Raw genomic sequence first — 12,619 nt, forward strand, 5'->3', positions numbered from 1 at the left:
CCCCGGGCGCTGCGGCAAGCCGGAGCGCCCCGGGATTGCGGGTCAAGTTCGGCTCTATGGTGAACAAATCCTTGGCGCGGCCCGGCCCGGACCCGGCTTTGTTAATCGCTGCGGCGGCGGGGTGGCGCGGGCGCGTCGGGGCGGCGGCGGGGCGGCGGCGGAACCGTGCCCGGGGCCGGGCGGGCCCGCCGGGACGAGATCCGGGACAAGATCGGACGAGGTCGGGGCAGCACAGCGCGGGCCGGGCGCCGAATCAGCGGCGGGGCTCAGCCCCGGGCCTTGCGGATCGGGTCGGCCAGCAGCCGCAGCCCGTTGAGCACCACCAGCACCGTGCCGCCCTCGTGACCGATCACCGCCACCGGCAGCGGCAGCTCGAAGAACAGCCCCGAGAGCACCAGAACCGCCATCGCCCCCATGGCGAAGACAAGGTTCTGCCGGATGATCCGCGCCGTGCGGCCCGCCAGCCGGTGCGCTTCGGACAGCCGCGAGATGTCATCGGCCAGAAGCGCGACATCGGCGGCCTGCAGCGCCACCTCGGAGCCCGCAACCCCCATCGCGATGCCGACATCGGCGCGGGCCAGCGCGGCGGCGTCGTTCACCCCGTCGCCGACGAAGGCGACCCGGCCCCGCGCGGTCAGATCGGCAACGATCTTCACCTTGTCCTCGGGGCGCAGATCGGCGTGGATTTCATCCGCGCCGATGCCAAGTTCGGCGCCGATCCGCTCTGCCACCGCGCGCCGGTCGCCGGTCAGCATCGCGATCTGCCCGACCCCGCCCGCCCGCAGCGCCGCCAGCCCGGCCGGGGTGCTGTCGCGCGGGCGGTCCTCGCAGGTCACCCCGCCAAGGATCTTCGCGCCCCGCCCCAAAAGCACCAGCGTCCGCGGCGCGTTTTCCAAAACCGCAGGCAGCGCCAGCGTCTCGGCCGCCCGCGCGCCCATCCGCTGCGCCAGCCGCGCATTGCCCGCCCAGATCACCCCCTCGTCATCGACCGCCACCATGCCCTCGCCCGGCACGGCCCGCGCCTCGCGCACGGGCAGCGGAACGATGCCGCGGGCGGCGACGTGCTGGCGGATCGCCGTGGCGATCGGATGTTCGGATTGCGCCTCGATCCCGGCCAGACGGGCCAGAAACAGCGCCTCGTCGCCCTCGCAGTGGATATCGACGATCTCCTGCTTGCCGGTGGTCAGCGTGCCGGTCTTGTCAAAGGCAAAGGTCTCGACCTTGGCCAGCGTCTCCAAGGCCGCGCCGCCCTTGAACAGAACGCCCCCCCGCGCCGCCACCGACAGCGCCGAGAGGATCGCGGCGGGAACCGAAATCACGATGGCGCAGGGGCTGGCCGCCACCAGCAGCGTGGCGGCCTTGTAAAGCGCCGCGTTCCAGCCGTGCCCGATCGCCCAGAAGGCGGCAAAGGCCGAGACCGCGGCCAGCAGAACCGCCACGGTGTAGCGCTGCCCGAACCAGGCCGAGAACCGCTCCGAGGGCGAACGGGCCGCCTGCGCCTCGGTCACCAGCGCGATCATCCGCGCCACGGTGCTTTCGCCCAGTTCGCGCCGGACCTCGATTTCCAGCACGCCATGCAGGTTCACCGTGGCTTCAAAGACCTGCGCGCCGGGGGCCTTGTGCACCGGCACGGATTCGCCGGTGATCGTGCTTTCGTCGATCGCCCCCTCGCCCGCGACGATGACACCATCGACCGGCACCCGCGCGCCCGGACGCAAGATCACCACATCGCCCGGCACCAGCGTTTCCACCGCCACCTCGACCGTGTCCCCGCCCTGCCGTTTCAGCGCCCGGTCGGGGCGCAGCTCCATCAGCGCCTCGATCGCCCGGCGTGCCCGCCCCATCGCCCGGTGTTCAAGCGTGGTCGACAGGCTGAACAGCGTCAGCAGGACGGCCCCTTCCAGCGCCGCCCCCACGGCCGCCGCCGCCAGCGCCGCGACCACCATCAGCAGGTCGATGTCCAGCTGACGCTCCTCGATCAGCGCGCCAACCGCCCGATAGGCCGCCGGAACCCCGCCGGTCAGAAAGACCGACAAAAGCGCCAGCGTCTCGACCCAGCCACCGCCCAGCCCCGGAAAGATCCAGTGCCCCGCCGCGGCAAGCACCATCGCCGCAATCGTGGCCCAGGTCAGAACCAGCCTGCTCGTGTCCTCGGTCATCCCGTTCCTCCCGTGCTGCCGCTTTTCCGCGCCACGCGCGGGCGGGTGTCGCGCTCTCATAGCGCGATCGGCCCCGGTTCGGCCAGAGCCGCAAGAGGCGCATGGCGTCGCAACCGGACCCCGGCCAGCCCCCCGAAATCGCGATGGAATCTCTTTTGCAGAAAGAAGCTGTTAATCAAGCTGGCGTAGCTTGCCCGCATGACACATGCGCTTTCGCCCCGCCAACAGGAAGACATCGCCCTCGGCTCGCCGCAGATGACGGCGCTGCGGGGCCTGTTCCTGATCTGCCTGCACCACGGCGTCACCCTGCCGGTCACCGAAATCCCCGCGCTGGAAGAGGGCTCCATCGCCCCCCGGCTTGAAGCGACCTTTCAGCGCGCGGGCTTTCGCAGCCGCCAGATCAGCGGCGGCACTTGGCGCACGGCGAAGGGGCTCGGCTCGGCCTATCCGGCGCTGTGCGAGGGCAAGGACGGCCGCTGGTTCATCCTTGCCCATACCGTCGATCTGCCCGCCGGGCCGCATGCCGCCATCCTTGACCCCGCGCGCGAAGGCGAGGGCATCCTGTTCCTGCCGCAAGCGGAGTTCGAGGCGCGCTGGTCGGGGCGGCTGATCCTGGCGCGGCTGCGCAAGACCGAACTTTCGGCACGGCGTCCCTTTGGTCTGGGCTGGTTCATGCCGGCGCTGCTGGAGCAACGCGCGCTGTTTGGCGGCGTGGCGGTGGCGGTGGTGGCGGGCAACCTCATTGCCTTTGCCCTGCCCTTCCTGATGCAGGTGATGATTGACAGCGTGATTTCCTCGCATGCCTGGAACACGCTGGCGGCGGTGCTGTCGGTCTATGTGTTTCTGGTGCTGTTCGACGCGGCTTTCAGCTATGTGCGCCAGCGCCTGATGCAGATCTGCGGCGGGCGGCTCGATGCGCGGATCGGCGCGGCGGTGCATGCGCATCTGTTGTCGCTGCCCTTGTCGATGTTCGAGACGACGGCCGCGGGCGTTCTGGCCCGCAACATGCAACTGACTGAAAAGATAAGGCATTTTCTGGTCGGGCGGTTGTTTCAGACGATGCTGGATGCCGCGCTTTTGCCGGTTCTGCTGACGCTTCTGGCGCTTTTGTCGGGGCTGATGACGCTGGTCGTTCTGGGCTTTGCGCTGACCATCGCGGGGCTTCTGGCGGTGTTTTTGCCCGCGCTGCAGCGCCGTCTTTCGGCGCTTTACGACGCCGAGGCGGGGCGGCAGGCGCATCTGGTCGAGACGCTGCACAACATGCGCACGGTGAAGGCGCTGGTGCTGGAAGGCACGCGGCGCGGGCTTTGGGAAACCGCGCTGGCGCGCACGATCCGCAGCCAGTGGCAGGTGGGGGAACTTTCCGCCACCGTCAGCGCGCTAACCTCGCTGATGGAGCGGCTGATGCAGGTCGCGGTGCTGGGCCTTGGCGCCGAACAGGTGCTCTCGGGGCAGATCAGCGTCGGCACTTTGGTCGCCTTCATGATGCTTTCGGGGCGGGTCACCGGCCCCCTGGTGCAGATCGTCGGGCTGATCAACGAATGGCAGGAAGCGGCGCTGGCCGTGCGCACGCTCCGCGGCGTGATGGACCATCCGCCCGAACGCGGCCCCGAGGTGCGGCCGATCCGCCCGCCCCTGCGCGGGGCGATCCGGATCGAGGATCTGTGCTTCACCTATCCCGGCACCGCGACGCCCGCGCTCGATCATCTGACGCTCGACATCGCCGCCGGGCAGGTGATCGGCATTGTCGGGCGTTCGGGCTCGGGCAAGACGACGCTGACGCGGCTGCTGCAGGGCATCGGCTCGGCGCAATCGGGCCGCATCCTTTACGACGGCAATGACGCGCGCCACATCGACCTTGACCATCTGCGCCGTTCGGTCGGCATCGTGCTGCAGGAAAACGTGCTGTTCCGCGGCACCTTGCGCGAAAACATCGCGCTCGCCCGTCCCGATGCCAGCCACGAGGCGGTGCTGCGCGCCGCGACGCTGGCGGGGGCGGCGGAATTCATCGACCGGCTGCCGCAGGGGCTCGACACCCCGGTCGAGGAAGGCGGGGCGAACCTTTCGGGCGGGCAACGGCAACGCATCGCGCTCGCGCGCGCGCTGCTCGCCGATCCGCCGATCCTGATCCTGGACGAGGCGACCAGCGCGCTTGACCCCGAATCCGAGGCGGTGGTGAACCGCAACCTCGCCGCCATCGCGCAGGGGCGCACGGTGATCGTGGTCTCGCACCGGATGAGTTCGCTGGCGCATTCGGATGCGATCCTGGTGCTGGATCGCGGCCGGATCGAGGATTTCGCGCCCCATGCGGTGCTTCTGGCGCGCTCGCCGACCTATCGACATCTGTGGCTGCAACAGGCGGGGCAGACGGAATGATCCAGCTTGGCTCCATCGACCGCGAGGCCATCGCCTTTCAGGAAGAGCTTGACCGGGTGCAGGTCGAGCCGGTGCCGGTGCTGTTGCGGCTCTGGCCGTTTCTGGCGGCGGCGCTGCTGGCGGGGCTCGTCGGGCTTGCCGCCTTCCTGCGCGTCGATGTCGTGGTGACGGCCCCGGGCCAGCTGGCTGCGGCCGAACCGCCCCTGATGCTGCGCCCGGCCGCCAGCACCCGGCTTGACGCGCTTCTGGTGCGTCCGGGTGATGTGGTCGTGGCGGGGCAGCTGCTGGCGCGGCTCGATCCGACCCAGCCCGAGGCCGATCTGGCCGCGCTCGAGGCCGAACGCGATGCGCTTTCGGCCCGGATCGCGCGGCTGACGGCGGAACTTGAAGGCGGCGTGCTGGCCGAAACCGGCCCCGCGCTGGCCGCGGAAGCCGATGTGCTGACCGAGCGGCGGCTGGAAAGCCGCACCAAGGCCGAGGCGCTGCAGGCCGAGATCGCCTCGGCCGAGGCCCTGATCGAAGCGGAAACCCGCGATGGCGCGGGGCTGCGCGAGCAGCTCTCGATCCTGCGCGAGGTCGAGGCGATGCGCAACACCCTCGCCGAACGGCAGAGCGGCTCGCAACTGGCGGTGCTCGATGCGCGGCTGATGCGGCTGCGCGCCGAGGCCGATCAGCGCGCCCATGAAAGCCGCCTGGCCGAATTGCGCGACCGCCGCGACCGCGCCATCGCCGAACATCGGATGTTCCTGACCAGCCTGAAACGCACCGCGAGCGAGCAGCTGGCGGAAGCCGGGCCGCGGCTGCAGGTCGTCGAGGAGCAGATCGCCAAGGCCCGCGCGCTGCGGGAAATGGCCGATCTGGTCGCCCCCCGTCCGGGCGTGGTGCTGCGCGTCGCCGAGGGCGGCGTCGGCAGCCTGATCCCGGCGGGCAATCCGGTGGTGGTTCTGGTGCCAACCGATGTGCCGCTTCTGGCCGAGATCGGGCTGCGCTCGACCGATGCCGGGCGGGTGGTCGCGGGCGATCCGGTCTCGATCAAGATCGACGCCTTTCCCTGGCGCGAACACGGCCAGCTGACCGGCTCCCTGACCGAGGTCGGCCATGCCAGCTACCGCGCGCAGGGCGCTTCGGAGGCGCAACACCCCGCCCATGTCGCGCTTGATCCCGCCGCGGTGCTGGAGAACCTGCCGCCCGCGGCGACGCTGCTGCCCGGCATGACGCTTTCGGCCGAGATCCACACCGGCACCCGGTCGGTTCTCTCCACCTTCTTCGAGCCGATCCTGCGCGGACTGGCCGAAGCGCTGCGCGATCCGTGATCGCGATGACCCTTTCCCCCGTTTCAGATCGCCCCATGAAGGAGAATCCCATGACCGACGCGACCCCGATCGAAACCGCCGATGCGGTGCCGATGACCGCAACCAGGACCGTGCTGCATGTCGGCTGCGGGGTTGCCCATCCGGCGAAACTGCCCGAGGCCTATTTTCCGCTCTCCGACTGGCGCGAGGTGCGGCTTGACATCGATCCCGACGTCGCCCCCGATATCGTCGCCAGCCTGACCGACATGTCGGCCGTCGCCGATGCCAGCGTCGATGCGGTCTGGTCGTCGCACAATCTGGAACATCTGGCGCCGCATGAAGTTCCGGTGGCGCTGGCCGAATTCATCCGGGTGCTGAAACCGGGCGGTTTCGCGCTGGTGACCATGCCCGATCTTCAACAGGTCGCGACGCTGGTGGCCGAGGGGCAGCTTGAAGAGCCCGCCTACATGTCGAGCCTCGGCCCGATCTCGCCGCTCGACATCCTTTACGGCTATCGTCCCGCGCTGGCCGAGGGCAACATCTTCATGGGGCACCGCACCGGCTTCACCGCCCGGTCGCTGCGCGAGCACCTGACCCGTGCCGGTTTCGCCGGGGTGACCGTCGAACGCGACGGCCGCTTCGCGCTCTGGGGGGTCGGCACCCGGCTCGCCACGGCCTGATCCGGCCAGACCGGCGACAGCACCTCGGATTGCAAGGCTCAAAAGGTCCGGATCCCCCGATCCGGACCTTTTGGCATGCGGCTCCCCCTTGGCGATGGCCAAGACCGGGTCCGGCCCCCGGCCGTTGTCGCGTGCGGACAGGAAAACGGGGCTTCCAGACGGAAGCCCCGGATCGGGAAATCCGCTTCCGCCGAAGCGGAAGCGGCCGTTGTCGGATCGGATCAGAGCAGCAGGGCCGAGCGCTGTTCGTCGCTCAGATAGCCAAGCTGGGTCGTGCTGAACGCCGCCACCTGGACCGAGGTCAGCGCCGCGAGATCCGCCGTTTCCATCGCGCCGAGCATCCCGGCATCAAGCCCGGCCAGCTGGGCAGTGGTCAGGCCGATGACCTGCTTGGTGCCCAGCGCGGCAACGGCGCCCGCGGTCAGCTCGTTCAGCGACGCGATCGACATCGCCCCGATCTGCGCGCTCGTGAGGTTGGCGATCTGCGCCGTGGTGAAGCCCGCCCCCTGTTCCGAGGTCAGCGCCGCCAGCTGGACCGTGGTCAGGGCCTTCACCGCGGTGGAGCTCAGCGCGCCGAAGTCCTGGCTTTCAAGCGCACCGATCTGGGCCGTCGACAGCGTCGCCACCTGCGTGGCCGACAGCGTCGCCGCCTGCGCCGTGGTCAGGGCGTCGATCTGCCCCGTGCTCAGCGCGGTGATCTGGGTCGAGCTCAGCCCCTTGATCGCAGCCGTCGAGAGCGCGGCGAAATCCGCCGTCTGCAGCGCGGAGATCTGCGCCGTGCTGAGCGCCGCCACCTGCGTCGAGCTCAGCGCGGCGGCCTGACCGGTCGTCAGCGCCACGATGTCATCGGTGCCGAGCCCCGCCAGAGCCGCCGCCCCGAGCGCCTTGACCTGCGCCGTGGTCAGAACGGTGTTGATCTGCGTCGTGGTCAGGCCGGTCAGCTGCGCCGAACCGAGAACCGCGACCTGCGCCGTCGTCATCTTCGCCAGCGTGGCATTGGCCAGCGCGGCGATATCGGCGCTCTCCAGCCCCTTGATCGCCGCCGTGGTGATCTGCGCGATCTGATCGGTGCCGATCGCCCCCGCCTGCGCCGTGGTCAGCGCCGTGATCTGCGTCGACGAGAAGCCCTTGAAGGTCGCGGCCGAGAGCTTGGCAAGATCGGCCGTCTCCATCGCCGCAACCAGCGAGGTGCTCAGCGCGGCGATCTGGCTCGAGCTGAGCGCCGGTGCCTGGGTGGTGGTCAGCGCCACGATGTCGGCGGTTTCAAGGCCAAGAATGTTGCTTGCCGTCAGACCCTTGATCTGCGCCGTGCCAAGCGCCGCGATCTGCGCCGTGGTCATGGCGCGGATCTGCGAGGAGCTGAGCGCGGCGATCTGGGCCGAGGTCAGCGCCTGCGCTTCGGCCGTGGTCAGCCCCGCCATGTCGGCCGTGCTGAGCCCCTTGACCGCCGCGGTCGAGAGCAAGCCGATCTGGGTCGAGGTCAGCGCCCCCGCCTGCGCATCGGACAGCGCCGCGATCTGCGCCGAGGTCAGGCCCTTGACCGCCGTGGTGGTCAGGCTGGCGATATCCGCGCTTTCGATTCCGCCGACCTGGCCGGTCGTCATCGTCGCGATCTGCGCCGAGGTCAGACCGCCGATCTGCGTCGCCGTGAACGCCGTCATGTCCGCCGCGGAAAGCCCCTTGATCCCGGCGGTCGAGAGCAGGCCGATCTGCGTCGAGGTCAACTGGCCCAGCTGGGTCGTGGTCAGCGCATTGACCTGAACCGAGCCGAGGCCCTTGATCGCGCCGGTGCTCAGATCATCGATGGCGCCGGTGGCGATCGCCGCGATCTGACCCGTGCTCATGGCGGCCAGATGCTTGTCGGTCAGGCCCTTGACCTGCGCCGTGGTCAGGGCGGCAACGGTGGCGGTGGCGACACCGACGACACCGGTGGCGCTGATCGCGGCAATCTGCGTCGAGCTCAGCCCGGCCACGGTCGCGGTGCTCAGGCCCTGCAGCTGCGTCGAGGAGAGCGCGGCCAGCTGCGCGGTGGTCAGCGCGGCAACCTCGGTCGAGGTCAGGTTGGTGCTCAGATCCGCCGAGGAGAGGCCCTTGACGGCGGTGGCGCTGAGGTTGGCGATCTGCGCCGTGGTCAGCTCGCCGACCTGCGCGTCGGTCAGCCCACTCACCTGCGCCGAGCCGAGCCCCTTCACCGCAGCGGTGGTCAGGCTGGCAATCGCGGTGCTGGCGATGTCGTCGATCTGCGTCGAGGTCAGCGCGGCCACCTGTTTCGAGGAGAGCGCCGCCACCCGCGCGGTGTCAAGCGCCCCGAGGAAGCCCGAGGTCAGACCGGCGACCGAGGTCGCGTTCAGCGCGGCCACCTGCGCCGTGCTCAGCAGCGGCGCCTGCGTCGAGGTCAGATCGTCGAGCTGCGTCGAGGTCAGCGCGCCGATTTGCGCGGTGGAGAAACCGGCAAGCTGCGCCGAGGTGAAGGCGGCCAGTTCGTTCGCTTCCAGCCCCCGCACCGCCCCGGTGGTGAGGCCCGCAAGCTGTTCGGCCGTCAGCGCGGCGGCCGCGGCGCTGGTCAGCGCGGTGACCTGCGCCGAGGACAGGCCGGCGATGCCGGTGGCGGTCAGGCCCGCGATGACGGTCGTGGTGACGTTGGGGAGCTGCGTGGTGGTCAGCGCGGCAAGCTGCGTCGAGGTCAGGACCGCGGCCTGATCGGAGCTCAGCGCGCCGAGCGCGGCGCCGCTCAGCCCCTTGATGCCCGCGGTGGTCAGCACCGCGATCTGGGTGCCCAGCAGCGCCGGAACCTGGGTCGCGGTCAGCCCCGCAACCTGCGTCGAGGTCAGAACGCGCAGGTTTGCCGTGCCAAGCACCGGCAGCTGATCGGTGGTCAGCGCCCCGAGCTGGGCGGAAGACATCGAGGCGACATCCGCCGTCGTGAGAGCCGCGATTGCCGCCGTCTCCAGCGCGGCAATCTGGGTCGTCGTCATATTGGAAATGGCCGTCATGGTAGGTTCCCGGGTTGAAGGATCAACAAACTGCTCCACCGGGGCGTTCCCCCGACAGGCATCGGCCAGTTCTCGGCCACACATGACACCGGACGATGCGCGCAAGCGGTTACAGAGCCGTTAAATCCGCCCCTTCCGGGCCCTCGGACCCCGGGAAAATTAGCTCGAATTCAATTCAACCCGGGCTTTGGCGCCCGAAACCGGGCCGCGTTTACCGCGGATTTACCTTGCGATGCGAGGCTTGCGCCGAGGCCTCTGCGAAGGTCGGCATCCAGAAGGAGTTTGCCCTTGCCATCCGTCGTTCCGTTCCTGCCCCTGCCCGGCGACACCCAGACGATCGCTGCGGCGCTGCACCAGCCCGGCGGTTTCACGGCCCAGGGCGATCTGGCACCGCATCTGGCGCGCGCGGTGGCGGCGCTCGGGATCGAGGGGCTGGTCAGCATCGGCGAGGCCGCGGCTCCGGCGCAGGGGGTGGCGCTTTACCGCGCCTGGCTCTTGCAGCACGGCCAGAAAGGGGACTCGGCGGCGGCCTGGTACAATCTCGGTGTCGCGCTGCAGCGGATGGGCAAACATGCCGAGGCCACGGCGGCGCTTGAGACCGCGCAAAGGTTGCGGCCGGGCCTGTGGCAGGCCGGTCTCGGCCGCGGGCTGGCCTTCGAGGCGGCGGGCGCCCCCGACAGCGCGCTCAGCGTCTGGCGCGAGCTTCTGCCCCCCGCCGAGGCGCGACGGCAGATCCACATCCAGCTGGCGCGGCTTCTGGAAGACCGCGGCCGTCTGGGCGAGGCGATCGAAGAAGCACGGGCGGCGCTCCTGATCGACCCCGACCAGCCCGACGTGATCCAGCATCTGGTGCACAACCGTCAGCGCACCACCACCTGGCCGGTGACCGAGGTCGCGGTGCCCGGCATTTCCGAGGAGCTGGCGGCGCGGCATGCGGGCCCTCTCGCGGCGCTGGCGCTGGTCGACGATCCGGCGCGGCAGGCCGAGATCTGCGCCAGCTGGATCGGCCGCAAACTGCCCGCGGCACCGCAGCTTCTGGCGCCTGCGGGCGGCTATGCCCATGACCGCGTGCGCATCGGCTATCTGTCGTCGGATTTCTGCCGCCATGCGATGAGCTATCTGATCGCCGAGTTGCTGGAACGCCATGACCGCACCCGCTTCGAGATCTGGGGCTATGATGCCACCCGCGACGATGGCAGCGACGTGCGCGCCCGGGTTCTGGCGGCGCTCGACCATCACGTCCCGATCCAGGACATGACCGACGAGGCCGCCGCCGCGCGCATCCGCGCCGATGAGATCGACATCCTGATCGATCTGAACGGGCTGACCAAGGGCGCGCGTCCGGCGATCTTGCGGGCGAAACCGGCGCCGATGCAGGTCACCTATCTGGGCTATATCGGCCCGGTGCCGCTGCCCGAACTCGATTATCTGCTGTGCGACGCGGTCACCGTGCCGCCCGGGGCCGAGGCCGATTACAGCCCCCGCCCGCTGCGGATCGCGGGCTGCTATCAGGCCAATGACGGTGTCATGCCGCAGCTGCCCGCCGTCACCCGCGCCGAGGAAGGCCTGCCCGAGGATGCCGTGGTCTTCACCTGCGTCTCGCATCATTACAAGCTGACCGAGGCGGTCTGGGGCGCCTGGTGCCGCATCGTCGCCCGGGTGCCCGGTTCGGTGCTCTGGATCATCGACGACAACCCGGAGTCGCGCGCGGCGCTGACGGCGCGCTGGGGTGCGGCGGGGCTGGCGCCCGAACGGCTGATCTTTGCCGCCCGCACCGACCCCGCCCGCTACCGCGCCCGGCTGGCCTTGGCCGATCTTTTCCTCGACACCACGCCCTACAACGCGGGCACGATCGCCTCGGATGCCTTGCGGATGGGGCTGCCGCTGATCACCACGCGCGGCCGGGCCTTTGCCGCGCGGATGGGGGCAAGCCTGCTTACCGCGATCGGCCTGCCCGACTGCATCGCCGAGGATCTGGCGGGCTACGAGGATCTGGCGGTGGCGATCGGAACCGATCCGGCGCGGCTTGGGGCGCTCAAGGCGCATCTGGCGACCGGCGCCTGGGAACGCACGCTGGGCGATGCCGAGGATTTCACCCGCCGCTTCGAAGCTGCGCTGCTGGCGGGCCGGGCCGCGCTCTGACGCGCTCGGCCGCCTGCCCCCCCCCTGCCCCCGCAACGGGCGCAGTCTGCACAGTCCGGCGGCGCCTGTCGCCGGATTGTCATGAAAGCTTCACTGGACGGGGGGATTGCTTCCTGTATTCAGGAAGCATGGAAAACACTTGCCCCACCCCCGAGGCCGCCGCGGCCTTTGCCTGTCTTGGCCATCCCGGTCGCCTGTCGGTGTTCCGGATGCTCATGCGCTTTGCGCCGCAGGGCGTGCGGCCCACCGAAATCGCCGCGGCGCTGGGGCTGAAGCCAAACACCCTCTCGCATCATCTGGCGGATCTGACTGCTTGCGGGCTGGTCACAGTCACCCGGCAGGGGCGGTCGCTTTTCTACGCCGTCGATCTTCACAAAACCGAATCCCTGATCGGCTATCTCGCCCTCGATCTGGGCCGGGCCCGGCCCGACCTGATGCCCAAAGCTCTTCATGAAAAGGCAAATCCCATGCCCGACACGCCCTTCAACGTGCTTTTCATCTGCTCGGGCAATTCCGCCCGCTCGATCTTTGCCGAGGCGCTCCTGCGCGATCTGGGCGCGGGCAAGTTCACCGCCCATTCCGCCGGAACGCGGCCCGGGACCGCGATCAACCCTTTCGCGCTCGAGGTGCTGAGCCGCAACGGCCATGACACCGGGGGCCTGCGCGCCAAGCATCTGTCGGAGTTCCAGGGCCCCGCCGCGCCGCAGATGGAGTTCGTCTTCACCGTCTGCGATACGGCGGCGGCCGAGGACTGCCCGCCCTGGCCCGGTCAGCCGATCACCGGCCATTGGGGCCTGCCCGATCCGGTCAAGGCCACCGGCACCGAGGCCGAACGCGCGCTGGTTTTCGCCCAGACCTACGGGGCGCTGCGCCGCCGCATTGCCGCCTTTGTCGACCTGCCCTTTGCCACGCTCGACCGGCTGGCGCTGCAAACCCGCGTCGATGCGATCGGCGCCCTGCCCGAAAAGGCCTGAGCC

General features: G+C 69.8%; 7 protein-coding genes. 5 read left to right on the forward strand and 2 right to left on the reverse strand.

Features of this window, described 5'->3' with window-relative positions; translation table 11 throughout:
• Positions 1 to 266: 266 nt before the first annotated feature.
• A complete protein-coding gene (locus RCAP_RS10255; RefSeq protein ID WP_375295173.1) occupies positions 267 to 2,108 on the reverse strand; it encodes a cation-translocating P-type ATPase in 1,842 nt (613 codons plus the stop codon).
• Positions 2,109 to 2,357: 249 nt separating this feature from the next.
• Between RCAP_RS10255 and RCAP_RS10260 the strand changes: the two genes are divergently transcribed.
• Genes RCAP_RS10260 through RCAP_RS10270 form a run of 3 tightly spaced genes read left to right on the forward strand, consistent with a single transcriptional unit; the run spans position 2,358 to position 6,507 of the window.
• Positions 2,358 to 4,535: a peptidase domain-containing ABC transporter gene (locus tag RCAP_RS10260; RefSeq protein ID WP_013067788.1), complete on the forward strand. Its 2,178-nt coding sequence runs from the start codon at positions 2,358 to 2,360 to the stop codon at positions 4,533 to 4,535.
• Complete coding sequence (locus RCAP_RS10265; protein WP_013067789.1) at positions 4,532 to 5,848, forward strand: HlyD family type I secretion periplasmic adaptor subunit; 1,317 nt, start codon at positions 4,532 to 4,534, stop codon at positions 5,846 to 5,848. Before RCAP_RS10260 ends, RCAP_RS10265 begins: the two co-directional genes overlap by 4 nt.
• A 50-nt stretch (positions 5,849 to 5,898) precedes the next feature.
• Positions 5,899 to 6,507 carry a class I SAM-dependent methyltransferase gene (locus tag RCAP_RS10270; protein WP_013067790.1) on the forward strand — a complete coding sequence of 203 codons (609 nt, stop codon included), beginning with the start codon at positions 5,899 to 5,901 and terminating at the stop codon, positions 6,505 to 6,507.
• Between the two features lie 221 nt (positions 6,508 to 6,728).
• Here RCAP_RS10270 and RCAP_RS10275 read toward each other — a convergent pair whose 3' ends face one another.
• Entirely contained in the window at positions 6,729 to 9,500 is a 2,772-nt protein-coding gene (locus tag RCAP_RS10275; RefSeq protein WP_013067791.1) for a beta strand repeat-containing protein, read from the reverse strand.
• Positions 9,501 to 9,788: 288 nt separating this feature from the next.
• Between RCAP_RS10275 and RCAP_RS10280 the strand changes: the two genes are divergently transcribed.
• Both RCAP_RS10280 and RCAP_RS10285 read left to right on the forward strand, forming a co-directional pair.
• Positions 9,789 to 11,642, forward strand: a complete 1,854-nt coding sequence (locus tag RCAP_RS10280; protein WP_013067792.1) for an O-linked N-acetylglucosamine transferase, SPINDLY family protein — start codon at positions 9,789 to 9,791, stop codon at positions 11,640 to 11,642.
• A 128-nt stretch (positions 11,643 to 11,770) separates the two neighbouring features.
• Complete coding sequence (locus tag RCAP_RS10285; RefSeq protein WP_013067793.1) at positions 11,771 to 12,616, forward strand: metalloregulator ArsR/SmtB family transcription factor; 846 nt, start codon at positions 11,771 to 11,773, stop codon at positions 12,614 to 12,616.
• The last annotated feature ends 3 nt before the right edge of the window (positions 12,617 to 12,619 follow it).

This window comes from Rhodobacter capsulatus SB 1003 (assembly GCF_000021865.1).
Classification (GTDB): Bacteria; Pseudomonadota; Alphaproteobacteria; order Rhodobacterales; family Rhodobacteraceae; genus Rhodobacter; species Rhodobacter capsulatus_B.